Origin of the sequence: Streptomyces sp. NPDC008079, from assembly GCF_042957385.1 — a bacterium.
Lineage (GTDB): Bacteria > Actinomycetota > Actinomycetes > Streptomycetales > Streptomycetaceae > Actinacidiphila.
The window spans coordinates 127,476-152,679 of record NZ_JBIBIC010000021.1 but is presented as its reverse complement, the minus strand read 5'-3'; the positions used below and the strand labels follow the sequence as shown (position 1 = coordinate 152,679).

Sequence of the window (25,204 nt, the reverse complement as noted above, 5' to 3'; positions counted from 1 at the left end):
GGCAGATCCCGTCGGGGAAGCGCGGCGCGAAGTAGCCGGTGACGCGCTGGGCGTGACGCAGTTCACGGTGCGACCACACGCCGTTGCCCTGGCCCGCGTCGGTGGCCCCGGCCTGCACCGAGTTGCCGCCCTTGGTGTACACGTAGACCTCGTCGAACCCGACGACGATCTCCGTGTGCGCACCGCTGCCGAAGTTCACCCAGGCGCCGACGCTGGGGTACTCCGACCACTGGCCGTGCGTCTTCGCCCAGTTGGTGAAGACGCCGACGTTGTCGACCTTCGGCACGATCGCCTTCAGGTTCACGTCGGCGTACATGTCCCAGTCGAAGATCACGCACCACGAGACGCCGTCCTCGCCGAACTGCTTCCCGAAGTCGGTGTAGTTGTCCCAGCCGTCGCGGCTGTTCCAGTGCTCGTAGATCCGCTCCGGGACGGCCATGACGCGGTCGACCAGACGGCGCCAGTCAGATACAGGGGTGGTCATCCTGCGCTCCTCGCTTCGTCTCCGGCGTTACTTCTCATCCCCTGTGGTGCCGCACAGGGGTCGGGACAGGGATCAGGTCACGCCGTACCACTGGGAACCGACGCCGCCGGTGATCAGGTTGACGGCCTGCGCGGTGAGGTCGAGGGTCAACGGCAACGACGACTGACCGGTGAGCATGTTGGAGTACCGCAGACGCGGCGCCGACAGGTTGGTGTTCGTCGACGAGCCGGTGCCGGTGCCCCGGAGTGTGAAGGTCGTCCAGGTGCCGTTGGCGACCATCGCGATGTAGTAGTCGTCGGGGTCGGCGGTGAACGCCGAGGCGAGCGGGACTCGGTGGGGGCCGACGGTGGTGTTCATCCACTGGGCCGACATGTCTGCGGACACCGCCCGGAGCACCCCGGAGGAGTCGTAGACACCGAGGTAGGAGCTGTTGACGGTCCCGGCGGCGGCGACGGCCGTGGTGCTGATCCAGATGCTGCCCCAGGTGATGGTGCGGCGCAGCGTCAGCTTCGTGAGGATGATCCTGCCCGCGTGGGCGGCGGAGGTGAAACTGACGGACCCTCCGGCTATGGCTGGATCGCAGGTGGCGGTCAGGAGGTTGTTGTCGCTGGGGCTCCAGGAGTTCGCGGGGTGGACGTGCCCCGCGTCCGCCCAGCGGCCGGTGGATCCGGCGGCCGTGGCGCCGCCGGGCTGGAGGTCTCCGGCGTTTCCGGGTATGGGGATCTGCCCGAACGCGGCGGCGTCGTCGGCCGCCGTACCGTTTTTCAGGCGGAGGATCTTGTGCGCGCCCATGTCGAGGTCGCCGTCGGCCGCCTGGAGCTGGGTGACGGTCGGCAGCGGGTGGACGTGTCCGGCGTCAGCCGCCTTGCCGACGCCTCCGGCAGCGCGGATCGAGGCGAGTGGTGCGATGTCAGTCGCCGCGCCGGAGATCCGCACGGCTTCGCCGCCCTTGAGGAGCTGAACGCCGAGCCCGTCGATGGCCAGGAGCAGGTTCTCTCCGAGGACCTGGATGCCGACGCCGTTGACGTCGAGCTGGAGAGAGGAGTTACCCAGGCCGATGGGGAGCTGCTCGGGAGGCACGGCCCCGTTTGGGTCGAGGGAGGCGTAACCGCCGGGCAGCCCGCGCTGATTGAGAGGCTGCAGCAGTGTCGTTGCGGCCGGGAGGCCGGTGAGCCGCTCAGTGATCTCCAGGTCGATGCTGTCGGCGGTGTAGGGCACCACGATGTAGGACACCAGCGGCTGGAGACCGTTGATGACCTCGGTGATCTCGTACGCGGTCCCGTCGACCGGCAGTGTGCCGGGATCGTTGGTGGCATAGACGCCGATGGACACCGAACCTGTGTCATCGAGGTCCACGCGCTGGGGCTGACAGTCCGCGATCTGCCCGTTGTTGATCATCGGGGAGATCAGACGGAACTGCACCCACCCAGTGCTCGGCCTGCCGCCGCTGGTGTACGTGCGGGTGATCCGCACCGGAGTGAACGTCATCGCCTGCTCCTCGCGTGTAGTGCTCACCTCTTGGCCCGACACGCGAGGCCCGCGACAGCGGAAGTCAGTCGATCCCGTACCACTGAGAAGCCCAGCCGGAGCCGATCTGCGAAACGTTCTGGCCCGACAGGGCGATCGAGGACGGCAGAGACGTCTGCCCCGTCAGGACGTGGGAGTAGCGCAGGTGCGGCGGCGCGAGGTTCGCGTTCACGCTGATCCCGCCGTGGGAGCACTTGAACGCCAGCGTGTTCGTGACCCAGGTGCCGTTGAGGAGGCACGCGATGAAGTACTCGCCAGGAGGCGCGACGAACGGCGCGGTCATCGAGATGGGCTTCGCGACCGGGTTGGACATCAGGAGAGACGAGATGTCAGCACTGGTGGCCTTCAGTGTGCCGTTGGAGTCGTAGACGCCGAAGTAGCAGTTCGACAAGGTCGCTGTCGCGTCAAGCCCGGATAGTCCGAACCAGATCCGTGACCAGGTGATCTGACGGCGCAGAACGACCTTGGACAAAGTCACTCTGCCCGCCACGCTGCCCGCAGCCTGCGCGGTGGCGTCTCCCGCGATCGTGGGGTCGTACGTCCAGGCGAGAAGTCCGTTGTCAGCCTCGGTCCACATGCTGATGTCGTGCGTGTGCCCCGCGTCTGCCCAGCGGCCGGTGGCCCCGGCGGAGCTGGCCAGCCCGACACGGGTGATATCGGCCGCCAAGCCGACGGCGCTGGCCTGGACTGCGCCGACGATCCGCGTGTCGTTGCCCGCCGCGACCTGCCCGGAAGATGTGCCGACATCACGCACGGCGGACGTTCCGAGACCGAGATTGGTGCGGGCCTGGGACGCCGACTGGAGGTCGGACAGGTTCGCGGCCTTCTGGGCGGCGCCGACGATCCGGCCGTCGTTGCCCGCCGCGACCTGCCCCGGACCGGTACCGATGGTGAAACCGATCGAGTCAGGCAGTTGCTCCTTCGGGACTCGGCCGTCACTGCCGAGCGACGGATACCCGCCGGGCAGCCCCCGCTGGTTCAGGGACTGCAGCATCAAGGCGGCCTTCGGAACACCCGTCAGACGCTGCACAGTGCCCAGATTGATACCGACGGCGTCATGTGGCACGACGATGTAATACACGGCCGTCGGCAGTCCGACGATCTCCTCGGTCACGCGGTAGGCCGATCCTGCGGCGGGCAGCGTACCGAGGTCATCGGTGGCCGGGACGGTCTGCCCGAAGGTGCCGCTGACATCGAGCTGCCCCACGTAAGGGCGGCAGTCCTTGACCTCGCCGTTGTTGACCATCGGTGCCACCAGCTCCAGGCGGACCTGGCCGGTTCGCGGGCCTCCGGTGCCGGTGTACGTGCCGGTCACCGGCACCAGTGTGAAGCTCATGCCAGTCCCTCCAAGGGTTCTGCTCACCCCTTGAGAGGGACTGGACCGGTCGCCGACAGGGCCCCGTTACTCCAGGACGATCACCTTGGATTCCGGGTGGTAACGACGCATCCCGACATGCACCGGGTCCCCGTACGGCTGCGGCGGCTCCCACTGGTCGGGCGTGGACCCCTCGGGGTGCTCCAGCGGCTCCGGCGCGTGGAGCCTGGCCAGCGTCCGCATGCGGCGCGTCCCCGCCGCGAGCGCAGCGGGCTTGGGCATTCCGCCGCGCTGCTCGTCGCTCTCCTGGGGCCGGGCGCCGACCGGGTCGGCATCACCAGCACCCTGCCCGGCGTCGACCGGGTCGGCCGGAACACCGGGCTGCGGCACACCACCGGCGGGCGGCACCGCGAGATCCTGCATTGTCGGCGACAGCGTCGGCTGAGCCCCCGTCGGATCCAGGCCCAGCTCCGGCGTCCGCAGCATGTCCATTGCGGGATCCTGCCCCTCCGGAAGCGCGCGCGGTTCGAAATCAGCGCGCAGATCCGCAGGGATGGGCAGCCCCCGGTTCCGCAGCTCCAGGTAGATGGCCCGCCGAGTCTCCTGCTCGGCGACCGCGAGCTGCACCGCCTCGTCGCGGGACTTCTCGACCTCGTCGTCAAGTTCGATGGGCACGTTGTGCAGGCGCGTCCGCATCGAGACCGGCACTCCGGCTTCGCGCAGCGCCTCGAAGAACTCGGTCTGCGCGGCCTCATCCTGCAAATTCATCGTCTTGAATTCGAGGTTGGGGATGAGCAACTTCGGCTGCTCAACGATGCGTTCCTCGCCGGTCTCCTCGTCGACCTCGAAGATCTCCTCCATCTTGACGAACCGCTTGCCGCTGCGCTCGTCGTAGTCGAAATGCTCCTGGGCCTCCGCGACCACCAGGGCCCGCTTGCGGTAGTGGCGCTTGAGCATCTGCTGGTAGCTCGTCAGCATCTGCGTGACCAGGTCTCTGTTCAGCGCATCGGCCGCGTACGTCTCACCGGAGCTGGCCCCGGCGAGCATCGTCTTGGACAGGCCGAACGTCTGCAAGATCCGGCCTTCGAGACGGTCGAACTCCGGCGCGAAGTCCGGCATGTCCTCCTTGCCGAGGACCGCCTCCATGTCGACGCCGAAGTGCGTCATGATGATGCGGAAATCCGCCGCGAGCGCGGAGTCGACGGCCTCCTCGAAGTCCGCGAGGTCGTCCATGGTGGGAATCCAGGGCACTGGCGTGCCCAGGTCGGTGGCGCTCGCGCCGAGCTTCGCGAGGAGCAGCGGAGTGTAGAGACGGTCAGCGATGGCATCGACAGCCGCGTTGAGCTGCTCCTCCTGCATCAGGGGCCGCATTGCCCGGTACAGCAGCGGAACGCCCCGGTCGTTGAAGGTATCGGCCTCAAATTTTAGCTGCCGAAGCAAAATGTTGGAGACCGGCATCCGCATGTTGTCATCGGCGTAGTACAGCAGTTCCGGGTAGGCCCGGATCAGTTTCTCGTACTCCCACTGAGGCTGGCGGGTGCGGATCAATTCCCGCATGGCCTTCGGCAGCCGGATCAGGAACCGGGGGTCGGTGTGGAACGGCGACTGCCTGACATCAACGGAGTCGGGGTTGATGAGTTCCTCGTTCGTCCACACCCCGAGCGGTTCGGAGAAAGTGCCCAGCGGCCACGCCTCACCGACGGTCCAGTACTCACGGCCCATATCGACAAGGAACTTGTCGTAGTTCAGGCCGCTCTCTTCATTGAAGAACAGCTCGGTGTAGAAATCGGTGAGCCGCTCGTCCTTGCAGGACAGCTTGCTGCCCAGCACGGGGTACTTGCTGTAGATGTCCACGCACGACCCGACGATCGGGTGCGCGGCGTAGACCAGACGGCAGTACAGCCGCAGCTTCTCCATCTGAGCCGGGTCGTCGAACTCGAAGGGGAGATTGTTCTGCTGCCAGTACCACAGCGGATCACGAGGCCGCCCGGACGCGAAACCCAGCGTGGGGCCGCCTCCGTCAGGACCGGCACCCCGCTTGCGGAACCGCCGGTTCGCCCGCATCTCCGCCGCTTCACTCGACGGACCGTCGTCACCGTGCGACGCCCGCCGGAAGATACGGCTCATCCGCCGCAGCGCGGCCTCCTGGCTGTCCGCCCGCTCCGCAGGCGCGGCCGTCACCGATGTCCGGGCCCGCGTCCGGTTCCTGCTCGCCATGGGTGTCCCTCTCCCTGTGGTGGTTCACCCCTTGGGCTTCGCCGACACGGTCACGACAGCGAAGGGACACTGGAAGGATGGGAATATGACTGAGGAAGAGCGCCCGTACCGCGTAGCTGACAAGCACGGAGAGGGCTGGCTGCGCAACGGCCCCGACGGCACGTACACCACGTATCCGCTCACGAACCTGGGCGAGCTGACGTACGACCAGCTCGACGACGAACGCGGCCCGCTCCGGCCGGTCGTTAACGCGGATCCCGAGGACAGCGCGCAGTTCAACGCCGCTCTCACCCACGCCGGGAAGAAGGCCATGGCCACGTTCCTCGTCGCGCTCCACCACACCGGGGAGGAACTCGCGAGACTCCACGGGTCGGTCCGCGCCCTCACCGCAGGGCGCCCCGGCTCATGGGAGGCGAACCTGCTGCGCAGCCACATCGTGTGGCTCGGCGAGGACATCGCTCCGTCACGAGTGGACGACGCGGCGCTCCTCACGGTGAAGACCCTGCTGAAGGAGTGGACCCAGGGGCCGACGCAGGTGGAACTCGCCGAAGGGCTGCCGTTCTCCCTCTGGCAGGTCGCGGAAAAAGCTGGCGGCTGGGACCTGATCACCGACCAGTGGCTGAGGGGAAATACCGCCATCGAGCGATGGACAGCCAGCTACCGGATCCACGACTAGGAAGCCCTGCGACGCCGGGCTTTGACCGGCGGCACCTCAGACGCGGGGAACACCTCGGCGATGCCGTACCGCACCAGTTCCAGCCCGAACCAGTCACGCTCCGGCGGCAGCACCAGGATGTCGCCGACGGCGTACCGCTCGCCCGTGGCGCTCAGCTCGACCATTACGCGGAGCCTCACGGGGCACCTCGCAGAGTGGAGGCGAGGTAGTCGACGTACGCGGCGCGGGTGAGGAACCGTCCGGCGCCCGTGCGGTACGTCTTCTTCGCGAACGGCGGCGGCTTGCCGGAATCGCCGCTGTCGTCGTCCTTGTCGCCGTCGGGCGCCTCCTCCTCGTCGCCGCCTCCGGCGAAAGGATTGCCCCCGTCGTCTCCGGGCGGCACCGCACCGTCCTCACCGGGTGCGCCCATGCCGGGATCCATCCCGGCCGGGGCCGGAGGCGGCATGCCCGGAATCTGCACGGGCATGCCGTCAACAGACTGCGGGAAGGCGCTGTACATCGGCTGGACGCGCACCAGGAACGCCTGGTTGCAGAACTGGCACTCCGCGTTGCCGTCGGAGCGTCCGACAACTTGCCCGCTGCCGCAGAACGGGCAGTGGGCGATACTGATGCCGTCCCCGGACTCGTGCGCAATCACCGTACGCATCGGGGATCACTCCTGGTCGGTGAGGGACGCGGCGAGGGCGAGGTCAGTGGCCTTCAGGGGGTTCTCCGCCTTCAGGGGGTTCTCAGCGGCGGCCGGGGCGGCAGCCGGGGACCCTCCGCCGGTACCGGAAGGGGTGGGGTCCGGTTCGTCGGAGACCGGCCCCGCCGGGGACTTTGGCCCCTGGACACCGGTGCCAGGGGACTTGGGCAGGCCGGGGGGCTGCCAGTTCTTCAGACGGTCCGTGAACGGCCCGTCAGCGACGTGACCCCACGACTCCCACGCCAGGGGATGCGCGTCAGCGACCTTCTCCACGGCCTCGGCGGCCAGACGCAGGCACTCGCCCATCGGCACGTGCGGGTTGTCACGGGCGGCCTGCACCGCAAGCGCGGACACCGTGGTGTCCATCGCATGTTCCTGCGCGGCGATGACCTGCCGGGCAGCGGCCACGTCCATGACTTCCTCCCGCGAGGGGTCCTCACTCGCGGCGCGGGCCTCAGCCAGGATCCGCCACCGGCCGACCAGATCGGTCCACAGGTCGGCGACGGGGTACTGACGCCGGTCGGCGATGGCCTGCAGAGCAGAGGAGGCCAGTGCCAGGCAGTGGTTCAGGTCGCGCTCTTCACGGGCGGCGGCGACCAGCGGCCACACGGTGGCCTCGACGTCGGCGAGGGAGGCGGTACGGGCAATCAGGAGGCGTTCGGCATCGAGGTCACGGCCCGCGCCGTCCCACATCAGATCCGCCGAGAAGTCGTCCATGCGGGTCAGCCCTTCTTGTCGTTGAGGAGACCGGCCTGAACCCGGCGCCGGAACGCAGCCGTCGCCGAGTTGATGCTGCCGGGGATCGCGGCGGTCATACCGGAGTCCGGAACGGTCTGCGGGGTACCGGACGGCGCGGTGGGCGTCTGCGGTACGACGGGGCTGCCCACCGGCTCGGCCCCGTTGTACGGGGACGGGCCGCCGGGCGCACTGGCGTCCATGCCGCCCGCGAGAGGCCCTGGGCGGCCGGGCCCGTTGATCGGGGTGTCGCCGTTGGGCGACGGCGACGTGCCGGGCGCGACCGCATCGAGATCGACGCCGGTGGCGGCTTCGGCCTGGAGGTATGTGCCGTCGGTCGGCAGCCCCTGCGCGGCGGCGACCTGGTGGGTGAGCTGACGGTGCGCCAGGATTCGGTGCCCCAGCTCAGGCGCCCCCTGGGCGAGAGACGCATGTGCGGACAGCCAGTCGGCCCGGTGCCCGGAACGGTCGGTGAACCCGGCGTAGATACCCGCTTCCAGCTCCGGTGTGCCCGTCCTCACCAGCGGCACACCCGGCCGCCACTTCGCGGCGTACTTGTAACCGCGCTGGAAATCGGGGTGCCGCATCTCGTCACGGGTGGCGATCTTCCTCGACGCGTACGCCGGGTGCTGCTGGGACTGCCCGTTGTCGCCGCCGATGCTGACGGGAACGTCCTGCGCGTGCGCCGCCGGGGCGGCGCCGGTGTAGGAGTCGGTGTACCCCCCGGCGGCGTGCGCGTCACCGAACGACGGTGCGGCCTGCGGATCGCGGGCGTCCGCTGCACCCGATCCGGCGTCGGCCGGGGTACGCGGCGGCGTCGTGGCCGGGGAGTTCGCGATCTGCGGGTGGATGACCGGCGACGGCTGCGTCCACTGGTCGGCGGTACGGCGGTGCGCGACCGTCGACTGGTGCTGGGAGGGAACTTCACCGCCGGTGTCGTAGTGCGCCTCACCGCCGATACCGTCCTCGGAACCCCCCATCGTCCAGGGATAGGCGACGTCGGTGGGCAGCAGCGTCGCCGCCGGGGCGTCATGAGGATCGGTGGTCTGCTGGATCATCGGGAGCCCGGAAGCGGCCTGACGGCGCGTCGGGTCGCCCTGCGCGGGCTCCGCCCCGGCGTCCTGGTGCCCGCCGGGCTCCTCGGGCGCACTGCTGCCCCCTCCGCCCAGGGACGGCTCCGGGCCGGGGCCGGTCATCTGGCCGCTCTCCTGATGGCCGCCAGGAACCTCCGGAGTGCTGTTGCCTCCACCGTTGACAGCCTGCTGGATCGCGGGGGCCCGGTCGGAGGTCTCAGTGCCCACGACACCTGTGTTGATGTCCGCGACGGGCGGCGCGAAGTTGTCGAACACCGTAGGGTCCAGCGGCGTCGGCCGCTGCGTGACACCGTCCGGCGCTGTGGTCTGCTGGATCTGGTCCAGCCCCGACGCCGCCGTCCGCTCCCGCAGGAAGTGCGCGTAGTTCGTGAACACCGCCACACCGTCCGCACTGGATGTGGCCTGCCGCGCCGCGCCGCGCACCTGCTCCTCGAATTCCCCGGCGTCGGCGAGAACCATCGGGTGCACGCTCCCGAACCACAGCGCGGCCTGCGCGACGAGCCCGTTGTGGTCGATCGGCTCGGCCTCGGGAAGGTCGACGATCCAGTCGCTGGCCGTGGTCGCCCGCGACGTCCTGGACGCCACGGGCGTCATGGCCTCCGCGATACGGGCTCGGGACAGATCGACCTCGGCGTCCAGCGCCGCCTGACGGCGCTCCCCCTGGTCGAGGGTGTCGAGGTGCCCGATGAGCCGGGCCTGCTCGTGGAGCGTGGGGGCCGCACTGATCGCCTTCAGCAGTTCTTCTCGGGTCTGGGGCATCGCGTTCTCCTCCTGCGCCACGGCGCCGCCACGGCGCATCCGGCGGCGAATCCGCTTGTCATCGGTGGAAGGCTGGCGGCGCGGGCCTGAGCCCTGGCCCCGCATCGGCTCCGCCAAGGCATGGCGGTCCCGCCAGTCGACATCGTCGACTGCGTCCTGGCGGTCCTGGTGTCCGTCGTGCACGGCTGCCTCCCTCCGCCCCTTGGACGACCGGCCAGCGGCACAGACAGCACAGAACCCGATCTCAACGTTCAGAGCCGAACGTTGAAATCGGGTCCGGGAATGTCAACGTGCGTTGATGTCACGAAGCTCTGGTGGGGAGGTGGGGCCCGATGTAGCCCACGTAGATCCTCCCCGTGCCGTGCGGCCCGGTGAGGTCCAGGAAGTGCAGGCGCGGCGCCGGACGCCCGCCTCCCCCGATGCGGATGTGGGCTCCCATGTACGCCTTCCCGTCCGCGTTGATCTCGACCGGCACGGGGAAGACCCGCGCGGTGAAGTACTTCTGGTTCGCGACGACTTCCTCGGACTCACTCAGCGCGATCTGATTTTTGCTGATGACCGCCGTGGCGTGCGGCCACTGCAGGTACGCATGGAGGTTCATGACCTCCTCGCCGTGATCGCGGCGGGCCCTCCCGTACGCCTCGAACAGCATCAGCGCGTCCCAGGACCGCTGAATCCACACAGCCGTGCGCTTGGCGTTGCTGAGGGCTTTCAGGGGCTCCATGATGCCGGGGCTGAGGACGACGAACTCCAGCCCGGCGGCCCGGCTCACCAGGTCGCCCCAGGAGGACGGCCCCGAAGGAGCCGGAACGTGTTCCGTGAACGGCAGCCCGGTCGCGGCGCGCTGCTGCTGCAGCCACGTGATACGACGGGCCTGCTCCTCCAGGAGCGCGTCCGCCTCCTCCAGTCTGCGCTGCGCGTCGTCCCGGTCCTGGACCGCGCGGGCCAGCGCGTACCGCAGCCGGTCCTGGTCGGCTTCATGCCTCAGCCGTTTCGCCTCGTCTTCTGCCTTCAGCCGTGCGGCGGTCGCCTCCTCCAGGAGGCGACGCAGCTCCTCGTCCGCCCCAACGGGCTCCGGGGATTGCACTGGCGGCTCGTCAGCCGGTCGCGACGGCGCCGGGACGACAGCCTGAGACTCATCGCGGGCGACAGGTCTCTGACGGAGTGACGCCAGCCGCACCTTCATCAGCGGCGTCGTCGGTACGGACTGGCGCCACCGCTTCATGACCCCGTCCCTGATCGCGTCGAAAGACGTCAAGATCTTCGTCTCGGAGATCTCGCTGCTCCGCGATCCGGGGAGAGCCGCAGTGGAGAGCACCAGCACGCTGTGCCACTGCATCACGGGAAGCCGCAATGCCCTCAGCGCCTCATTGACCGAAGGGAGCGCCGCGTCGGTGAACGTGAACTGGAAAACCCGGCCCTGGGTGGCCATCGGCAGTATCCGGGCCAGCGGCGGACAGCGGTGCCCCGGATCACCGGGAGCGCCGACTACGGTGTGAGCGGAACCGCTGACCAAGAGCATGGTCGCCCATGGTTCGTCCCGGAAGGCGCTGATCAGCGCCGCCCACTGCTCCGAGGTCGTCTCCCGCGCGGAGATGGGGTTCACGCCCAGCGGATCGAACGTACGGAACACCAGGTCCTTCAACGGCCGTACGGCCTTGGGCAGGATCAGGTGCGCGGGCGACGGCCAGGTGTCCCGCCAGGGGCGGTCGGCGCGGGCCAGGATTGTCCATGCGACGCCCGGCACATCGAAGAGTTTGATCTGGCTGATCTGGCTGTACCGGTCCTCACACAGGGTCAGCCGCGCCTCGACGAGCGCTTCGTCGTGGGTCATCCAGGTGAGGTCCAGCCACCAGTCGCCGCTTTCGATGTCACGGACGGGAGTTGCTGTGCGGAATGTCCCGTTGGCGACCATCGACGAGGCGTGCTCGCAGATGGTCTCGAACTGGCTGATCGAGGTGATTGCCCCTTCGGCGTACCAGTGCGTGTCCGGCAGATGGCGCGGAACGGGGGCGAGGTCAACTGTGGTCTGGGTCATGGTGGCCTCGTGGCGTGGTGGGAACGGAGGCAGTCACAGGCGGTAACGGGACTCGACCGGCCCCCCGCCCTGCCCCTGGTAGTGGTTGCCCGCTTCACCGTACGGTTTCACCGACGGCTCGGACATCGGAATCAGCGCGAGTTGCGCGACGGGCATTTCGCGGTGTAGCACCAGCGTCCAGGGGGAGAGATTCGCGATCTCCAGGGTGATCTGGCCGTGGAAACCAGGGTCTATGAACCCGGCTGTGATATGAACGGCCAGCCCTAGCCTTCCGAGCGACGATTTCCCTTCCACGCGTCCGACCAGGTCGGCGGGCAGCGCGATCCGTTCGCGCGTTGAGGCGAGGATGAAGGTGAAGGGCTCCATCTCCCAGCCCATGCCCTCGATGATCTCCACGTCCGTGTGATTGGGCGGCACGGCGGCGACGTCGATCCATTCGATGTCGGACCGGGGCACCCGCACCAGGTGATGCAGCGTCAGGTCGACGCTCGCGGGCTGTATGCGGTCCGGATGGAACGGTTTGATGATCAGGCTGCCGTCGGCGAGCCGGTCGGCGATCTGGCGGTCGTTGAGCATGGCGCTCCTCTGCGGGTGGTGGGCGCAGCGGTTACGCCTGCGTGACGGCTTTCTCCGGCGCGGGGGCAGCCTGGAGGTCCCGGAGCCGGTTGCCGAGACGGTGCAGCCGCAGCATGGTGTCGTGGAGTTCGATGGCCCAGTCGGGGCGGATGCTGCCGACACGCTCCATGATGGTGTCCACGATGCGGCCCGTCGCGGCGGGGAAAAACCGCTTGAACACGCCGAGGTTGCTCTCGACGGCTTCACGGACGATCTGTTCGTTGGTCTCGTAGTGTGCGATGCGCATGTCGTTCAGGACGCTGGTGGTACTCAGGCGTCCCTGCCCTCCGTTGACGCGCTGCCGCGTCTGAAGGGAGGTGAACACGTGGATGATGTCATCCATAGTCAGTCCTTCGAAGACCTTCTCCACCGGCAGTCCGTTGTAGGCGCTGTAGGTCACCGAAACGGACATGGTTCTGCTGGTGGTCGGGCTGTCCAGGGGCGTACTCATGCTCATGCGGCGGTCTCCTTGGCGGTGGCGGTGCGGTGGTCAGCGAGGAGATCGGCGATGGTCTCCCACTTGCGCCCGCAGTTGTGGCCGATGATCATCTCGGCCTGCTGGGCGATGCCGTGCTCGACGGTGATCTGCCGGTCGACGGCGAGCCCGAGGAGCGTCGTGAGGCGCTCCTTCTCGTCGCCGGACGGCAGCGCGATCAGATCGCGGGGGGCGGCCGACCCCGTGTCGTACAGGCGGGCGCGGCGCCCGTCCTGCGTGAGGCGGACGGTCTGGCGCGGGTCCCGCGCGGTGCACCGGTACTCCAGATACATCTGGACCAGACGCAGCAGCACCGGGTCGATTCCCAGGAGTTCGGCGAGAGCGGGGTGGTGCCACTGATGACGCTGACGGCGACGCTGGGAAAGGTCGGCCATCGCGGTCAGTACGACCAGGCAATTCGCATTGGCCGTGGTCAATTTCAGAGCGAGGCGCACATCGTGTGTCGGGATTTTCGGCATACCTGTCTCCTGGCGGGTGGAGATCCATGGCGGTGACGAACAGTGAAACACAACAGATTTGGCGGGTATCTGTGCCGCCACTCTACACTTCACGGCCCTGCGGCACGGCAAGTCCCGGCTGCCCCGACACGCCGATGCCGCCCTGAAGGGGGAGGCAGGGCGGCATCGGCGTGTCGGTTGGCTCAGGTCGAGGACGGATCCTCGGAGTCGGTAGGCACAGGGGTCGTCGTGAACGTCGGCGTACTCGGCGGCGTACTCGGCGGCGGGGTCGTCGGCGGCCGGGTCGGCGGCACGCTCACCGTCGTCGGCGGTGTCGACTGCGACGGCGCCGGGTGCTTCTTCGAGCACCCCGCCGCCCCGAGCACCGCCACGGTGATCAGCGCGGCGCCCAGCACCCGGTATCGGTCCTTCATCAGCGGTTTCCTTCCGTGGCGGCCGAGACCTTCTCGGCCGCCGGTGATATGTCCATCAGGGCTTCGTACAACGGGGTCACCTGCAGCCACGCGTCTGCGTCCCGCATGAGGAGGCCGTCACAGACGATCTCCGGCGCAAGGTCCGTCAGGAGCGAGGCGAGCTGGACCTGCGTGGCGATCCAGTCCGCGTGAGACCGCAGGAACGCCGCCGCGTCGACGCGCTCGGACAGGTGCAGGTCGGCGACGATGTGCACCTGTCCGGCGGGACCTCTGTAGACCTCACGCTGCATCAGGTACTCCGGCCAGCCCGAGTTGAACCCGGCGTCACCGACACGGCCCCCCGCTTTCACGGCCATCAGCACACACAGGTCACGGAACTCGGCGACCTGTGCCGGAGAAGCCCCTTCCAGGAGGCTGTCCTGGCTGCGCCACGCCTCATTGAGGAGCAGCAGGGCCGTGGCCGTACGGTTCTGGTGGTGTGTCACAGCGTCTCCTGGCTCAGTTTCCTGCACAGCGGACAGACGGTGTACCTGCCATTGCGGGGCGCATCCGGGCGCGCCTGCAGCCATCCCGCACTGCGGGCCGCCCGCAACGCCTCCCGAACATCGAGCCACTCCTGGGCGCCGTTGAGGTACAGGCCGCAGCCGCCCGCGCAGCGGATCTTGAAGGTGTTCACGACGCCGACGGTCCGCAGATCCGGGATGGCGTTGTCCACGCCCGCATGCTGTTCGACGATCTTCTGCACTGCTCTCAGCCCTGGCTGAGGGGCGCCGTCGAGCAGGAGGGTGCCCTCGGCGCTGACAGGCCGGTACCGGTTGAGGCCACGGTCGTCGGTCCCCATGAACGTCACCGATCCGAGCACCTTGTCGCCGTCGTGCAGGAGGAGCCAGTTGTTCTTCTTCGGGAGCCAGCCGTCAACCACGCGCTGCGTCCTTCCTCGTCGGAATGCTGGGCAGCAGCAGCTTGTTCGCCGCGTCGAAGTTCCGCTCGATGAGCAGTTTCGTGAACGGCACAAGGTCGCGGCGCGGCAGGCGGCCCAGGTCCGCGACTTGCAGGTACGGCTGCTTCCACCGCCCTCCGACGGCCCGTCCTCCGCTGCGGACACTGTTCCCGGTGAGGTTCGCGGTGTCGATCTGCCGCATGGAGTACCCGAAGTCCAGGGTGTCCTGCTTGTTGGTGAAGTACCCGGCGGGCAGCGCGCGGTGCGGATCCCAGATCACGAATCCGCTGCCGGGCGCGTTCTCCTTGATCAGGTAGCCGGGCAGATCCCCCAGGTGCCGGGACAGCCGGTCCGTGCCGGAGCAGACGTCTCTGAGCATCGGCATGGTCGGGTGAGTCCTCATCCGCCCGGACTCGGCCACGATGATGTGTCCGACCGGCGCGAGGTGACCTCCTTCCGGACACACTCCGACCGTCTCCCCGCTGATGATCGTAGTCGTGGCGATCACCGTTGCAGCTCCCATCCAGCGAAGTCGGACGTGGTGTACTCCCCGTTCGGCGGGAGCCAGCCGTGCGTTGCGCCGACGGCGCTCTCACAGGCGTCACGGCGCCAGCCGAACGCCACCCCGAGGACCTCCGAGGGGTACTCGAAGCCCGCCGGGGGGCGGCCGACGTACTTCACCAGGAAGACACCTTCGGCCGGGTGAACGTAGGTGCATCCCATGACGAAGAAGTCGTCGGGGTCCTGCGGGCCCTCTTCCTTCTCGGCCATCCGGTCGACGAGGTCCGCGATCCGCGAGGCGTCCTCCACCGTGACGACCGGGAACCCACCGGCGTCCATCTCGTCCCGCACCTTCTGCGTCCCGAAGGCGTAGCGGCGCAGATACGCGGAGACCTGCGTGAAGACCGCACGTCGGCCGCGCACCCCCTCCATTTCCATCTGCGTGAGATACGCCGTGAGATCGACGGCCTCCTCGATCGCGTCGCGCAGCGAGTTCCGCCCGTTGAATGTCATCAGCGCAGACCCGTACCTCTCCATGCCCACCAGGCCGCGCGCCCGGACCTTCGCGATCACCTGGTCCATGACGGCCTGCTGACCTGTGCAGGGAAGGGGCTGGTCGCCCGGACGGTCCTTGAGCTGCTCGGTCATGACGAAACACCTTCCACGGGTACAGCGAGATAGGGAGTGAAACGTTCAGTCTGCTGGCGGTCGGCGATGACCACGATCGTGCCGTCGCCCAGAACCCACGCCTCGCCACCGGCCTGCCACTTCGAGCGGGCCACGGCCGCAGCCACCTGAAGCCGGTCGGCAGGGCGTTCATCGCCGTCCGTGCGGCGGCGCAGGTACATGTGGCCCGCCAGGGTCTGCCCGAACGGCGTCACCGGCTCGAAACTCCACACCACCCCTTCCTGGAACATGCGCACCTCGAACGCCGCGCCCTCATCGAGCGCGGACCGCACGTCGGCACGCCCGTCCACCAGCGTGCGGACGTACTCGCGGCTCACGACGTCGCACACGCCGAACGGATCACTCATCAGGTACCGCACGGGCTGCGGCACAGCGGCGCACGCGGTCACCGGACCACCCGCAGGTGACGGCCCGACGGCAGCCGCTTCGGCGTGTAGCGGTTGGTCCGGCCGGTGGGCAGCGTCACGACGAACACACCGCCGGGCTCGGTCACCACCATGGCACCGGGGTACTTCTGCGCACCCTCGACGATCCATTGCGTGGACTGGCCGGTGAGTTCCCTGTCGGGCTGTCCGGGAGACGTCGACAGGTACACCAGCGCGGGGAACTCGAAGCACGGCGCGGGGGCGGTAGTCACCGGACGGCCTCCTTGTTCGCCGCAGGCGTCCACCGGGCCGCGATCACACCGTGGAAGGTGTTCACGGCCGATCCGTCGGTCAGCCCGTGGAGGGATCCGCCCATCCGCATGGCACGCTCAGTCATCTGCTGGTGGGTGACGATGCCCTGGGGCTTCGCGACGGCGCCGACGTAGAGGGTGAACAGGAAGCGCCGCGCGGTGCAGGCGCGGCGCCATCCGGAGCGGTGCAGGGGCTCGTACTGGACGTGGCAGCCGTCGGCCTCACGGACGGTGAACATACCGCCCGCGCCGAGTACGACGCCGTCGTCGGGCGTACGGAGGTCATCGAGCACGGCGGAGAGCTGAGCCCCGCAGACGAGGTCGGCGATTCCGCTGGTCAGGCCGATACGCAGATAGGCGTCGGCAGCAAGAGGGTAGGCCGGTTTAAGGGCTGGCATGACGGTTCCTTCGTGGCGGGTCGAGGAACGAACGTGAAGTCTCAGCGGGTGCGCGGCCGTAGTTGGCGGGTCCGGAACGCGTCCTGCTGGCATGCACCTTACCCCTCAGGGTGAGGGCGTGACGGGAAAAGTTTCAGATTGGACTGGTGGACGACAAGGTCTTCAGACACGGCTGTCACGGCAGCGGCAGTCACACAGGCGAATCCTCCAGCGGTGCGTTCACAGGTCCCCCTTGTTCCGGGCCAGCAGTTCGGCCCTCTTCATTCCGCGACTGGCGTCGACCTCCGTGGTCGCTTCCCGGTGGCGGGAACAGGTCTCCCTCATCGCCTCCTGATACTCCTGGCGGGCGACCCTGATCTTCTCGTCACCGTCCCTGCGGATGAGGCGGATCTTCCTCTTGTGCTGAAGGTGGATGATCGCGTGACCTGTGGTGATGCCGACGCACCACAGACTGAAGATCACCACCAGGACGGTTATCACACCGTTCCCGAGCACATCAGACCTCCCGGCCGTACGCGATGGCGCGGATGACGAAAGCCGGGATCTCCGCCGTCGGCGGGAACCGGCTCTTGCAGGTCTCGGCGAGTTCCTCGGCTGTCATGTCCTTCCCGCTCATGTCCGGCGCGCCTGTCTCTCGACCATCTCCTCGAACGAGGAGAACAATTCCGGCCAGCCGTCGCCCGGCGTCAGCGCGCTCTCTGGCAGCGTGCCCACCGCCACGGCGTAACGGACGGCAAGGTTGTTGTACCCCGCCACGGCCAGCCACCCGGCACAGGACTTCTCATTCCCTTCCGGGGTCTTGTGGCACGCGAACATCGGCTGCCCGAGTACATCCTCGCCGCTCCTGATCGCGTTCGGATCCGGCTGGTGGGATGTATTCCACAGCGACTTGAAGCGCTCCAGGGAGAACTCGCCCGGTGAGACGTCCTTGCGCCACGGACACCGGCCGCACGGCTTCAGGCAACGCGGCATCTGCCTTTTGACACTCACTATTCGGTGTCCTCTCCTGCGGGGGGCAGGGCGCCTCGCTTGTCCCGGTCCGAGCCGGGCGGCGGCACATGCAGCCCCTGGATCTCGGCCGCCGTGAGAACCTTCACGCGGTGTCACGCTCTTTGGTCAGTTCGGGGCGCAGCCGATACTGAAGGTCGAGTTCCACCACGGTATTCGGTCCGACGTACCCGACGCAGCGGCAAGGCTCCGTGGTCCATTCCCGGTTGTACGTCGGGACGCCATAGGCATCGACTCTGTAGACGGTCTCCTTGATCAGAATCTGATTCCTCTCCCGGCAGCCCTCCGCATCGTGGAACGCGGCGCCGTGCTCGCACTGGCACAGTTCGGCGTCCGGCCTTTTGACGTTCGAGACCCTGGTCCCGAACCCACCGGATCGGATGTTCAAGACCTTGGCGAGGAAATAGAAAAACCCAGTGAAGAAAGCGAGAGAAATGAGAGCGACGTTGATCGGGTTCATCGTTTGCCTTTCACGACAGCCTGAGGGTTGATCGAGCCGGGGAGGTGGATCGACCACATGCCCGCGTCGCTCAGCGACCTGACATAGCGTCCGCCTTGCGCGGGAAGCACCCGCAGGAGCAGGTCGACGTCGTCCTCAGCGTTCCTGCCGAAGCTGGACGGGGGAATCTGGCCGTCGGACTCCTGGCGGAACAGCACCTTCCCGTGGTCGCCGCAGACCTCCCAGATCGTGTGCCGCCCCGAGTACTCGTTGAACGTCGTCCGTACCGTACGGGCCTCGGGGAACGGCTCGTAGACGTGCGCCGCGATCCGGTACCGGAGAGCGTTCACCAGCGCCCGCGCCTCCCGGTCGACGGCGCGGTCGTGGGAATCGGGGCGCCCGATCGGCAAGGTGATGATCTTGGCGGTCCCTACTGGGCGCGTCACCGGACGGCCTGACCATGATAAGCGGCGAAGAGCTTCATGAACTCGGAGAGCGACACTGACACGTACGGTTCGGCCAGGTCGGACTCCTCGGCGGTGTGGAGCGTCGCCGAGTAGAGCCCGGCCCGGCGCATGACCTCCTGAGTCCCTTCCCACTCCACGGCGGCGGCCCGGACAGCCCCGTACCACAGGTCGACGGCCTTTCGGACCTGATCGGGTCCCCAGTCGAACGAGTCGAGGTAGTCCACCGCGCCCCACACCGCGATGAGTTCGGCTAGGCGCTCCGGCTTGACGGTGATCCGGTTGTGGAGTGTGCGGGTGTGCTGGGCTGCCGCCTGGTAGCCCAGTTCGTCCAGGCGGTCCGCAACCTCGGGCAGGTACCCGGACTTCTCCAGAACGTCCTCCCAGGTCCAGCAGTGCCCCAGGTAGCCGTGTGAGCCTCCGGACATGTCACACCTCCTCGGGTACCGTGGTCGGCGGCCGGGTGACGTCGGTCCAGCCCGCGTCCGCCCAGTGCTCCTGTCCCAGGGCGTGCACAGTACAGGTGCCATCCGTGCGGGTGAGGAATCCGATGGCGCAGATCGGTGCGTCGGGCGTTGGAGCCGGGGAGACGTTGCGGCAGTGGAACGACCACCGTCCGCGCTGGTAGGTGCGGCCGGGCTGGAAGAAGACCGGGGCGGGCGTGCTGTCGTCGGTCAGCTCGTCGCAGTCGCCGCCGTGCCCCAGCGGAAGGCGGCACGGGTAGGTGCCCAGTGCGGTCTCAATGTCGGCGCGGCAAAGCCCGGCCTCGCCCGTGCTGGTGTCGTCCCGTCCGGCGGCGGGGCCGGGCGGGATGGTGATGTCTGCGGCGACGGACAGCCCTGCTCGGTAGCCGCTCGTCCACACCTCGTTGGCGGCCGAGGCCGCGTCGGCGGGACCACTCAGCGAGGCGGCGATGATGGCGCGGCGGGTATCGCGCAGCACCTCGTCGCGGGCGCTCATGCTGCCCTGCGCTTGAGGTAGTCGCTGACGGGGGTGGTGGCGTAGAGGAACGCGCGGGCGGCGTGCCGGTCCGCGAGGCACCGTTCGGCCTTCAGGCCGACGCTGCGTGTCTCTTCGTTGGCCAGCAGGGCGTCCGCCTCGGACCGGGCGATTCGGACGGCATTGAGGAGGTCCGTGTCGCTGAGGCCGGTCAGGTCGGGGTCGGTTGTCGCGGTGGAGCCGGTGTATCCCGTGGCTGTCTTGATGATCCACGCCCACCGGTCCCACTTGGCCTCCGACCGGAAGAACACGCTCATGCGCGAGCCGTCGTCGTACTGGAGGGAGACCGCCGGGTCGGCGAGGGCCTCCGAGAGGAGTTTCCGCGCCCTGACCCGGTCGTTGTACGCGGCCGTCAAGTCGCGCCGGATCAGGTCGGCGAGCTGCTGGGGGTCGTCGGATTTGGTCATGTGTCAGTTCTCCGGGGTGATGGTGGCCGTCCGGGCGGCCTGCTTCCGGGCGGCGTGTTCCTTGATCTCGGCGGGGGTCATCTTGCGGATGGCGACGAGGGGGGAGCCCTTGCCGGTGGCTTCGCCCGTGATGCTGCGGACGGACCAGCCGTGGTCGGGAAGCGTGTCGAACAGGGCCCGCAGCCGCTCCGGTTCCTCCCGTGTGATGTACTTCTTGGCTGCGTCGTACCAGCCGATGAGTGCCTCGTAGGGCTCGATGGTCTTGACGTCGCGGTAGGTGTGGGTGGTGGGGCTGAGGGTGTAGCCGGACTTCGCGAGCGTGTGCTCCGGGATGTAGTCCGGGAGAATCTTCCGGAGTTGGTTCCCCACGATCTTCAGCTTCTGTGGCAGTGGCGGCTGGAGGGAGTCGACCTCGGCCTGCCAGGTGTCGAAGACGTCACCGAGGGCATCCCGGAGCGACGCGGCGGGCTTGCAGCGTCCGCACAGTCTCGTCGGAAGGGTGCGGCCGGTCATGTGGCCCCTCGCCGTCTCCGGGCCCCCTCCGAGCAGGACGTCCCGAGCCTCCCCGGCCCGCAGGCGCCTGTAGGCGCGGTACTCCTGGTCGTCGCGGCCCCGGAGTACCTGACATCCGGTGAGGTGCAGGACCGGGACGAACATGTCGGGAGCGACCTTGGACGCCTGACCGACCGGCAGGTATGCGGACCAGGTCTGCGGGCCGAGGACGGCGTCCTCGGCCGCCTTTGCCTCGTCCGCTTTCCGCGCACGCAGTTCGTGGAGACGCGCGTCCTCGGCTTCGACGAGTGCCGTGGCCTCCTTGACGCGTTCCGCGATCGTCCCGTGCGTAGGGCGGTATTCCTCCCAGACCCCAGCGAGTTGCTCGGCGGCGGCGCGGCGGGCGGTCTCCCATGCCAGGCGGGCGGTCTCCAGGGCCTCCTGGATTCCGCTCACCGCCTTGCGCGCGGCGTCGTAGTCCTTCTGCCACTGGGTGTGCTCATCGGTGCTGACGCGGGCGTACGGAACGACCTCCGCCCAGCGGTCGGGACGCGCCTGGGAACTGAGGATGTCCCGTACGGTGCCGCCCCGGACGTAGAAGACCACCTCGTCCGGGGCGGCACCGTCGTCGAAGATGTCGAAGGTATCGACGTCGTCGAAGACCGTGGTGTACTCGGGTTGTTGTTCCTGCGGGGGGCTGTCACTCATCGACGTCTCCTGACCTTGGCGGTAAACCCACACTAGTGCACAGATGAGTGTGCGCACAATGCGGTGCGCTAAAGTTGGTCAGTTCTCGTACAGATACAGCCACAGCGGGCCGTCATCGAGCGGACTCACGTGTCTGCGGTACTGGTGCTCCGCATCCGCGTACATGGGCCCCTGCGCGCCCTGGACGACACTCGTGGTCTTCACGGTGTACGTCTGCGGCGGCCCGCCGTCGGGCCCGGCGGGAACGACGAGGTGCTGCCCGCCGGTTGGACCTCCGACGAACAGCACCCCCACCGCACCCGTCACGCGGAATCCGGGTCGATCACATCCGGAAGCGCCTGAAGCCCCCGCTCCTCGATGACCGCCCGGTTCGCGGGGTCCTCGATCCACGCCCGCTGGGCCCGCGCGGCCTCCCGCAGGATCTGCTTCCTCGTCTGGCGCGGATGCCAGTGCACGTTCGGATTGAGGGCGTCACGCACCCGGAACGCCGTACCGCACTCGCCGGGGTGCTCCTCCAGCCACCCGTCGGAGCAGCGCGTCCACTCCGCATCGAAGAGGGTCTGCGCCCGGAACGCGGCAAGGGCCTCCTCGTCGCCGTCGGCGACGGCGATGCGCAGCGGTGCGCGGTGCGGTCCCTGGAACATCATGACGGGTTCTCCAGCCTGGCGAGGAAGTCACGGCGGTCGGCGGCGTTGGCGGCGCACTGCGGATCCAGCCACACCCCCGGCTCAGTCTCCTCCCATCCTTCGTCCGCCGCCAAGGACTCCCGCACGCTGCGGGTGCAGCCCGTGGCGGCGCTGGCGCAGCGGATGCCGCCGGGGGCGCTGACCGGCGGGGGCGGCGCCTGGATGCCGTACCGCTTCGCGACTGCCAGCGCGGCGCTCATGACGCCCTTATCGAAGTCGGTGCGGCTCCCGGTGATGGGTGTGCCGACCTCCTGGAGGAACCCCACGATGTCGGCAGCTGTTTCCGCCCGTAAGGCGTCCTGCGCTGCTGCGGTGTCCACGAGGGGCGATACGGAGGCGGTGGGGTCGATGACGGTGTTCCGCAGGTACTGGCAGCGTGCGCAGCGGGCTGTCTCGCACAAATCGCTGCGGTGTTCGCGGCGCCAGTGCTCGCAACCGGTGGCAGCGGCGGGGATTCGGACGTCGGGCACAGTCAGTTCTCCTCGGCGGGCGGGATGAAGTTCGACCAGGTTGCCCCGTCGGTTGCTTTGTGGGCGCGCAGGGCGTTGCTGTAGTGGCGGCCGAGCCGGGTGAGAGCGAACCGGGCGTAGGGCATGAGTTCCAGGCTGGTGAACGCGTTGATGCAGCCGGGGTGCGGGTCGTCCTCGCCGTCGAGGGGACGGCCGTCAGGGCGCAGATAGTACCGCCCGCTGCCGTCGACCGGCGGCATCGTGACCGTGATCAGCCGGTGGTCGCGCAGGTCCATCAGCGCGTCGCCCTCGCAGTGTCCGGGCATCTCCCTGGCGTTGCCCCGCAGACGCTTCAGGCGCAGCGGGAAACGGTCCTTCGCGTCGTACGACCCGTCCATGCTGATGTGCCCGCGCGCGGCGTACAGCGTCGGCCAGTGCCGGTACGACAGCGTCAGGCGCTCCCATTGCAGGCGCCCGTGGCCGTTGACGGCGCAGTCCTCCACGACCGCCAGGAGCGACCAGTGGTCCCGGCCCCAGTCGGCCAGGGGGATCGGGGTGCGCCCGGCGCGGTCCTGCCACTCGGGCGCCTGCACGGCAAGGGCTGCGATTTCAGTCATGGTCATGATCAGCCTTCCTCGGCTCTCCAGATAGTTCCGTTGTTGTCGTCGCAGTCCTCGTCACCCGGCCAGGTGTGGTGACCGGGCTCCTTCTGGCAGAACGTCTCGCTGCCGACACTGTTGTGGTTCATGCTGTCGCAGACACGCCTGCGCCCGAGGGGCTTGATGTCGGCCTCCTGCGCGGTGGGGGCGTTGAGCCACGCGCGGACCGGCGCTCCGGGAACCATCGTGCCCAGGGCCTCAGCGGCGAGCGTGATCCCGGTGGCCGCCGTGTCGATGCCCGTTCCGTACTCCTTGACGGCCAGCGAGGCGATCGTCGCGGAGTGGTCGTGGAGGTACGCGGCGCCGTCGGCGATTGCACTGCTGCGGACCTGTTCCAGGTCACGGCCGGGCGTGCGGGCTCGTGCGTCGGCGTCGGTCCACAGGTGCCCCTTGTCGTCCTGGTGGTACCAGCCGCCGTGGCTGTCGGGCATCACGCACCAGTACGCCAGGTCGTCCCCGTCGCCCGTGGGCGTACTGCTGCCGCAGCGGGGGAACTCCAGGAGTTTCGTGCCGAGTTCGGTGCGCTCGTCGTCGGACAGCACCAGCGTCAAGGACCGCGCGTCCTCACCGCGCAGCAGCACCGCGACGGAGACCTCACGGGTCGTCAGGTCGGTCATGAACACGGGGTCCTCGCCGGGGGCGAGGGAGACGCCGAGGATTCTCTCGACTGGCTGTGAACGGAACTTCAACGGGCTGTCGGTCATGTGCGGGATTCTCCTTCGGGGGTCAGACGGCGGGGGCGGGGCGGGCGATCAGCCAGGTGTTGCCGCTGAAGCCGCTGCGGCGCGGGGAGGTGTGCCATCCGGCATCACGGAAGGCATCTGCGTACTTCTCGTACGCGGTGGCCAGGACACGGCCGATCTCGGTGCTTTCACGGCGCTGCGGGTGGCCGACCTCGGTCCACACGGACGGCAGGAGGTACGCGACGCGGGCCGCCCACGGCATCATCGACGCGACGGCGAGGTTGTAGCCGGGACGGCAGCGGCGCCCGTACTCGTCAGTCGCCGACGGCACCGCCCCGGCTGCCTCCAGGATGATCGCGGCGGCACGGACCGGCTGGAGCCGCTCCCACACGGACGGTTCGCCCTTCGGCGCGTACGCGGTGCGGTGGTCGAGCATCGCCTTCCAGGCCGATTCGACGAACCGGGCACGGGCCGGGTCCGGTTCCTGGCCGGACCCGTTGCCGTAAGCCACGGGCATGTCGGGGACGGGGCAGCTCAGTTGCGTCTTCAGGACTGTCCCGGAGTCGGTGAGCCGGTACGGGCCGTACGCCGTCGAGGAGTCCGCGATACCCCGTTCGGCCAGCGACCTCAGGGTCACGATCGGCCCCGTGAGGATCCCGCTGTGAGGATTCGAGGTGAGAACGGCGAGCTGCTGGGCGCGGCTGAGGCGCGTGGTGTGAGCCATGGTGGCGGCCTTCCTCGGCTATCGGGTGGCGGGCTGGCGGCCGGACGGCCGGATCGGGATCTTCTTGTCGCGCAGGACGGCCCGCACGGCGTACGGCGTCGTGCCGTACTGCTGGGCGAGGCGCACCATGTCGGTCCGGGCGTAGCCCTCGGCGATGCCGTCGCGCTCCTCGGGCCCGAGGTCGCGGTAGCCCCGCTGCCGGGGGCGCCGTGCGCCGTGCCGGGTGAGGACGGTGTCGATGGTGTGGACACCGACTCCGATCTCGTTGGCCAGCGCCGCCTTGGTGACGCGGGGTTCGCTGGTGAACCGCGTGACGATGTCCTCGACGACGTCGCTGCCGAGGGTCGAGGCGCGTTTGCGGATGGGCACGTCCATGCAGATCAGGTACCGCTGGACGGTCTTGTCGGAGACGCCGTAGATCCTGCTGATGCTGCTCGCGGAGTTCCCGTTCCGGTAGCGGGCGGCGATGTCCAGGAGCATGAGGCGGTACGTGCAGCCCTTGGCGGTGAGGGACACGGACCTGACGGTGCTGGCGGGCGGCGGTGAGATGAATCCCTTGGCGGTGAGGATCTCGTAGGTGCTCTCGTTGCGGGTGACGGCTACGCGGTATCCGTCGGACGGCGACGCGGCGGTCAGTGCCTGTATGACGGCGCGGGAAAGCCCTTTGACGCGGATCGTGGAACGGGTGGCGGCCATGAGTGGCGGTCTCCTGGCGGTGCGGTGGCGGACGGTCAACGTATCCCACTGCGCCCGGTGCGCAGCGGGGGTGTGC

The 25,204-nt window shown here is 68.5% G+C and carries 36 protein-coding genes; 1 reads left to right on the top strand and 35 read right to left on the bottom strand.

The window, feature by feature from the left end; all coding sequences use genetic code 11:
- From ACFZAM_RS32125 to ACFZAM_RS32110, 4 genes are all read right to left on the bottom strand, one after another.
- Positions 1-484: hypothetical protein (locus ACFZAM_RS32125; protein WP_391051104.1), on the bottom strand; the 484-nt coding region annotated here is incomplete at its 3' end.
- Between the two features lie 72 nt (positions 485-556).
- Positions 557-1,972, bottom strand: a complete 1,416-nt coding sequence (locus ACFZAM_RS32120; RefSeq protein WP_391051102.1) for a hypothetical protein — start codon at positions 1,970-1,972, stop codon at positions 557-559.
- A gap of 64 nt (positions 1,973-2,036) precedes the next feature.
- A complete protein-coding gene (locus ACFZAM_RS32115; RefSeq protein WP_391051101.1) occupies positions 2,037-3,347 on the bottom strand; it encodes a hypothetical protein in 1,311 nt (436 codons plus the stop codon).
- A gap of 66 nt (positions 3,348-3,413) precedes the next feature.
- Positions 3,414-5,543: a hypothetical protein gene (locus tag ACFZAM_RS32110; protein ID WP_391051099.1), complete on the bottom strand. Its 2,130-nt coding sequence runs from the start codon at positions 5,541-5,543 to the stop codon at positions 3,414-3,416.
- Positions 5,544-5,628: 85 nt separating this feature from the next.
- Here ACFZAM_RS32110 and ACFZAM_RS32105 point away from each other — a divergent pair, with 85 nt between their 5' ends.
- Positions 5,629-6,219 carry a hypothetical protein gene (locus tag ACFZAM_RS32105; RefSeq protein ID WP_391051097.1) on the top strand — a complete coding sequence of 197 codons (591 nt, stop codon included), beginning with the start codon at positions 5,629-5,631 and terminating at the stop codon, positions 6,217-6,219.
- Here the strand turns inward: ACFZAM_RS32105 and ACFZAM_RS32100 are convergent.
- The 31 genes from ACFZAM_RS32100 to ACFZAM_RS31950 form a co-directional block, all read right to left on the bottom strand.
- A complete protein-coding gene (locus ACFZAM_RS32100) occupies positions 6,216-6,398 on the bottom strand; it encodes a hypothetical protein (RefSeq protein WP_391051095.1) in 183 nt (60 codons plus the stop codon). The two genes, ACFZAM_RS32105 and ACFZAM_RS32100, sit on opposite strands and share 4 nt — an antisense overlap.
- The gene (locus tag ACFZAM_RS32095) at positions 6,395-6,865 is read right to left on the bottom strand and encodes a hypothetical protein (protein ID WP_391051093.1); all 471 of its coding nucleotides are present in this window, start codon (positions 6,863-6,865) and stop codon (positions 6,395-6,397) included. Before ACFZAM_RS32095 ends, ACFZAM_RS32100 begins: the two co-directional genes overlap by 4 nt.
- 6 nt (positions 6,866-6,871) lie before the next feature.
- Entirely contained in the window at positions 6,872-7,621 is a 750-nt protein-coding gene (locus ACFZAM_RS32090) for a hypothetical protein (RefSeq protein ID WP_391051091.1), read from the bottom strand.
- A gap of 5 nt (positions 7,622-7,626) precedes the next feature.
- Complete coding sequence (locus ACFZAM_RS32085; RefSeq protein WP_391051089.1) at positions 7,627-9,675, bottom strand: hypothetical protein; 2,049 nt, start codon at positions 9,673-9,675, stop codon at positions 7,627-7,629.
- 118 nt (positions 9,676-9,793) lie between these two features.
- Positions 9,794-11,530 (bottom strand): hypothetical protein, encoded by a 1,737-nt coding sequence (locus tag ACFZAM_RS32080; protein WP_391051088.1) that lies wholly within the window; start codon positions 11,528-11,530, stop codon positions 9,794-9,796.
- A gap of 33 nt (positions 11,531-11,563) precedes the next feature.
- Positions 11,564-12,106 (bottom strand): dCTP deaminase, encoded by a 543-nt coding sequence (gene dcd, locus ACFZAM_RS32075; protein WP_391051086.1) that lies wholly within the window; start codon positions 12,104-12,106, stop codon positions 11,564-11,566.
- A 31-nt stretch (positions 12,107-12,137) separates the two neighbouring features.
- On the bottom strand, positions 12,138-12,602 hold the full coding sequence (locus tag ACFZAM_RS32070) for a hypothetical protein (RefSeq protein ID WP_391051084.1): 465 nt from the start codon (positions 12,600-12,602) through the stop codon (positions 12,138-12,140).
- The gene (locus tag ACFZAM_RS32065) at positions 12,599-13,015 is read right to left on the bottom strand and encodes a hypothetical protein (RefSeq protein WP_391051083.1); all 417 of its coding nucleotides are present in this window, start codon (positions 13,013-13,015) and stop codon (positions 12,599-12,601) included. The genes ACFZAM_RS32070 and ACFZAM_RS32065 overlap by 4 nt, the downstream gene beginning before the upstream one ends.
- A gap of 266 nt (positions 13,016-13,281) precedes the next feature.
- A complete protein-coding gene (locus tag ACFZAM_RS32060; protein ID WP_391051081.1) occupies positions 13,282-13,512 on the bottom strand; it encodes a hypothetical protein in 231 nt (76 codons plus the stop codon).
- Positions 13,512-13,997, bottom strand: a complete 486-nt coding sequence (locus ACFZAM_RS32055) for a hypothetical protein (protein ID WP_391051079.1) — start codon at positions 13,995-13,997, stop codon at positions 13,512-13,514. The genes ACFZAM_RS32060 and ACFZAM_RS32055 overlap by 1 nt, the downstream gene beginning before the upstream one ends.
- Positions 13,994-14,434 carry a hypothetical protein gene (locus ACFZAM_RS32050; RefSeq protein ID WP_391051077.1) on the bottom strand — a complete coding sequence of 147 codons (441 nt, stop codon included), beginning with the start codon at positions 14,432-14,434 and terminating at the stop codon, positions 13,994-13,996. The genes ACFZAM_RS32055 and ACFZAM_RS32050 overlap by 4 nt, the downstream gene beginning before the upstream one ends.
- Positions 14,427-14,837, bottom strand: coding sequence for a hypothetical protein (locus tag ACFZAM_RS32045; RefSeq protein WP_391051075.1), 411 nt, complete (start codon positions 14,835-14,837; stop codon positions 14,427-14,429). Before ACFZAM_RS32045 ends, ACFZAM_RS32050 begins: the two co-directional genes overlap by 8 nt.
- 119 nt (positions 14,838-14,956) lie before the next feature.
- Positions 14,957-15,601 carry a hypothetical protein gene (locus ACFZAM_RS32040; protein WP_391051073.1) on the bottom strand — a complete coding sequence of 215 codons (645 nt, stop codon included), beginning with the start codon at positions 15,599-15,601 and terminating at the stop codon, positions 14,957-14,959.
- The gene (locus tag ACFZAM_RS32035; protein ID WP_391051071.1) at positions 15,598-15,987 is read right to left on the bottom strand and encodes a hypothetical protein; all 390 of its coding nucleotides are present in this window, start codon (positions 15,985-15,987) and stop codon (positions 15,598-15,600) included. The genes ACFZAM_RS32040 and ACFZAM_RS32035 overlap by 4 nt, the downstream gene beginning before the upstream one ends.
- Positions 15,988-16,025: 38 nt before the next feature.
- Entirely contained in the window at positions 16,026-16,277 is a 252-nt protein-coding gene (locus ACFZAM_RS32030) for a hypothetical protein (protein WP_391051069.1), read from the bottom strand.
- Positions 16,274-16,714 carry a hypothetical protein gene (locus ACFZAM_RS32025; RefSeq protein WP_391051067.1) on the bottom strand — a complete coding sequence of 147 codons (441 nt, stop codon included), beginning with the start codon at positions 16,712-16,714 and terminating at the stop codon, positions 16,274-16,276. The genes ACFZAM_RS32030 and ACFZAM_RS32025 overlap by 4 nt, the downstream gene beginning before the upstream one ends.
- A 219-nt stretch (positions 16,715-16,933) precedes the next feature.
- Positions 16,934-17,179 (bottom strand): hypothetical protein, encoded by a 246-nt coding sequence (locus tag ACFZAM_RS32020; protein ID WP_391051065.1) that lies wholly within the window; start codon positions 17,177-17,179, stop codon positions 16,934-16,936.
- A gap of 147 nt (positions 17,180-17,326) precedes the next feature.
- Complete coding sequence (locus tag ACFZAM_RS32015; protein ID WP_391051063.1) at positions 17,327-17,704, bottom strand: DUF6283 family protein; 378 nt, start codon at positions 17,702-17,704, stop codon at positions 17,327-17,329.
- 103 nt (positions 17,705-17,807) lie between these two features.
- Entirely contained in the window at positions 17,808-18,182 is a 375-nt protein-coding gene (locus ACFZAM_RS32010) for a hypothetical protein (RefSeq protein ID WP_391051062.1), read from the bottom strand.
- Positions 18,179-18,571 (bottom strand): hypothetical protein, encoded by a 393-nt coding sequence (locus ACFZAM_RS32005; RefSeq protein WP_391051060.1) that lies wholly within the window; start codon positions 18,569-18,571, stop codon positions 18,179-18,181. The genes ACFZAM_RS32010 and ACFZAM_RS32005 overlap by 4 nt, the downstream gene beginning before the upstream one ends.
- Before the next feature lie 32 nt (positions 18,572-18,603).
- Entirely contained in the window at positions 18,604-19,053 is a 450-nt protein-coding gene (locus tag ACFZAM_RS32000) for a hypothetical protein (RefSeq protein WP_391051058.1), read from the bottom strand.
- Between the two features lies 1 nt (position 19,054).
- Entirely contained in the window at positions 19,055-19,585 is a 531-nt protein-coding gene (locus tag ACFZAM_RS31995; protein WP_391051056.1) for a hypothetical protein, read from the bottom strand.
- A complete protein-coding gene (locus ACFZAM_RS31990) occupies positions 19,582-20,031 on the bottom strand; it encodes a hypothetical protein (protein ID WP_391051054.1) in 450 nt (149 codons plus the stop codon). Before ACFZAM_RS31990 ends, ACFZAM_RS31995 begins: the two co-directional genes overlap by 4 nt.
- A gap of 3 nt (positions 20,032-20,034) precedes the next feature.
- A complete protein-coding gene (locus ACFZAM_RS31985; RefSeq protein ID WP_391051053.1) occupies positions 20,035-21,231 on the bottom strand; it encodes a hypothetical protein in 1,197 nt (398 codons plus the stop codon).
- 78 nt (positions 21,232-21,309) lie between these two features.
- Positions 21,310-21,537 carry a hypothetical protein gene (locus tag ACFZAM_RS31980; RefSeq protein ID WP_391051051.1) on the bottom strand — a complete coding sequence of 76 codons (228 nt, stop codon included), beginning with the start codon at positions 21,535-21,537 and terminating at the stop codon, positions 21,310-21,312.
- On the bottom strand, positions 21,534-21,878 hold the full coding sequence (locus ACFZAM_RS31975; RefSeq protein WP_391051049.1) for a hypothetical protein: 345 nt from the start codon (positions 21,876-21,878) through the stop codon (positions 21,534-21,536). Before ACFZAM_RS31975 ends, ACFZAM_RS31980 begins: the two co-directional genes overlap by 4 nt.
- Entirely contained in the window at positions 21,875-22,387 is a 513-nt protein-coding gene (locus ACFZAM_RS31970; RefSeq protein ID WP_391051047.1) for a hypothetical protein, read from the bottom strand. The genes ACFZAM_RS31975 and ACFZAM_RS31970 overlap by 4 nt, the downstream gene beginning before the upstream one ends.
- Positions 22,388-22,389: 2 nt before the next feature.
- Positions 22,390-22,989 (bottom strand): hypothetical protein, encoded by a 600-nt coding sequence (locus tag ACFZAM_RS31965; RefSeq protein WP_391051045.1) that lies wholly within the window; start codon positions 22,987-22,989, stop codon positions 22,390-22,392.
- A gap of 2 nt (positions 22,990-22,991) precedes the next feature.
- Positions 22,992-23,729: a hypothetical protein gene (locus tag ACFZAM_RS31960; protein WP_391051043.1), complete on the bottom strand. Its 738-nt coding sequence runs from the start codon at positions 23,727-23,729 to the stop codon at positions 22,992-22,994.
- Between the two features lie 22 nt (positions 23,730-23,751).
- A complete protein-coding gene (locus ACFZAM_RS31955) occupies positions 23,752-24,432 on the bottom strand; it encodes a hypothetical protein (protein ID WP_391051042.1) in 681 nt (226 codons plus the stop codon).
- Positions 24,433-24,450: 18 nt separating this feature from the next.
- On the bottom strand, positions 24,451-25,128 hold the full coding sequence (locus ACFZAM_RS31950) for a hypothetical protein (RefSeq protein ID WP_391051041.1): 678 nt from the start codon (positions 25,126-25,128) through the stop codon (positions 24,451-24,453).
- Between the last annotated feature and the right edge of the window lie 76 nt (positions 25,129-25,204).

Excerpts from the sequence above, each read along its gene's own strand:
- ACFZAM_RS32040 (WP_391051073.1), bottom strand. The coding sequence starts at position 15,601 with ATGACCGAGCAGCTCAAGGACCGTCCGGGCGACCAGCCCCTTCCCTGC.
- ACFZAM_RS32095 (WP_391051093.1), bottom strand. The coding sequence starts at position 6,865 with ATGCGTACGGTGATTGCGCACGAGTCCGGGGACGGCATCAGTATCGCC.
- ACFZAM_RS32025 (WP_391051067.1), bottom strand. The coding sequence starts at position 16,714 with ATGCCAGCCCTTAAACCGGCCTACCCTCTTGCTGCCGACGCCTATCTG.
- ACFZAM_RS32090 (WP_391051091.1), bottom strand. The coding sequence starts at position 7,621 with ATGGACGACTTCTCGGCGGATCTGATGTGGGACGGCGCGGGCCGTGAC.
- ACFZAM_RS32000 (WP_391051058.1), bottom strand. The coding sequence starts at position 19,053 with ATGTCCGGAGGCTCACACGGCTACCTGGGGCACTGCTGGACCTGGGAG.
- ACFZAM_RS31975 (WP_391051049.1), bottom strand. The coding sequence starts at position 21,878 with ATGATGTTCCAGGGACCGCACCGCGCACCGCTGCGCATCGCCGTCGCC.
- ACFZAM_RS32070 (WP_391051084.1), bottom strand. The coding sequence starts at position 12,602 with ATGAGCATGAGTACGCCCCTGGACAGCCCGACCACCAGCAGAACCATG.
- ACFZAM_RS32045 (WP_391051075.1), bottom strand. The coding sequence starts at position 14,837 with ATGCCGATGCTCAGAGACGTCTGCTCCGGCACGGACCGGCTGTCCCGG.
- ACFZAM_RS32110 (WP_391051099.1), bottom strand. The coding sequence starts at position 5,543 with ATGGCGAGCAGGAACCGGACGCGGGCCCGGACATCGGTGACGGCCGCG.
- ACFZAM_RS32035 (WP_391051071.1), bottom strand. The coding sequence starts at position 15,987 with ATGAGTGATCCGTTCGGCGTGTGCGACGTCGTGAGCCGCGAGTACGTC.
- ACFZAM_RS32010 (WP_391051062.1), bottom strand. The coding sequence starts at position 18,182 with ATGAACCCGATCAACGTCGCTCTCATTTCTCTCGCTTTCTTCACTGGG.
- ACFZAM_RS31995 (WP_391051056.1), bottom strand. The coding sequence starts at position 19,585 with ATGAGCGCCCGCGACGAGGTGCTGCGCGATACCCGCCGCGCCATCATC.
- ACFZAM_RS32115 (WP_391051101.1), bottom strand. The coding sequence starts at position 3,347 with ATGAGCTTCACACTGGTGCCGGTGACCGGCACGTACACCGGCACCGGA.
- dcd (WP_391051086.1), bottom strand. The coding sequence starts at position 12,106 with ATGCTCAACGACCGCCAGATCGCCGACCGGCTCGCCGACGGCAGCCTG.
- ACFZAM_RS31950 (WP_391051041.1), bottom strand. The coding sequence starts at position 25,128 with ATGGCCGCCACCCGTTCCACGATCCGCGTCAAAGGGCTTTCCCGCGCC.
- ACFZAM_RS31955 (WP_391051042.1), bottom strand. The coding sequence starts at position 24,432 with ATGGCTCACACCACGCGCCTCAGCCGCGCCCAGCAGCTCGCCGTTCTC.
- ACFZAM_RS32080 (WP_391051088.1), bottom strand. The coding sequence starts at position 11,530 with ATGACCCAGACCACAGTTGACCTCGCCCCCGTTCCGCGCCATCTGCCG.
- ACFZAM_RS31985 (WP_391051053.1), bottom strand. The coding sequence starts at position 21,231 with ATGAGTGACAGCCCCCCGCAGGAACAACAACCCGAGTACACCACGGTC.
- ACFZAM_RS32060 (WP_391051081.1), bottom strand. The coding sequence starts at position 13,512 with ATGAAGGACCGATACCGGGTGCTGGGCGCCGCGCTGATCACCGTGGCG.
- ACFZAM_RS31990 (WP_391051054.1), bottom strand. The coding sequence starts at position 20,031 with ATGACCAAATCCGACGACCCCCAGCAGCTCGCCGACCTGATCCGGCGC.
- ACFZAM_RS31965 (WP_391051045.1), bottom strand. The coding sequence starts at position 22,989 with ATGACCATGACTGAAATCGCAGCCCTTGCCGTGCAGGCGCCCGAGTGG.
- ACFZAM_RS32105 (WP_391051097.1), top strand. The coding sequence starts at position 5,629 with ATGACTGAGGAAGAGCGCCCGTACCGCGTAGCTGACAAGCACGGAGAG.
- ACFZAM_RS32120 (WP_391051102.1), bottom strand. The coding sequence starts at position 1,972 with ATGACGTTCACTCCGGTGCGGATCACCCGCACGTACACCAGCGGCGGC.
- ACFZAM_RS32065 (WP_391051083.1), bottom strand. The coding sequence starts at position 13,015 with ATGGCCGACCTTTCCCAGCGTCGCCGTCAGCGTCATCAGTGGCACCAC.
- ACFZAM_RS31960 (WP_391051043.1), bottom strand. The coding sequence starts at position 23,729 with ATGACCGACAGCCCGTTGAAGTTCCGTTCACAGCCAGTCGAGAGAATC.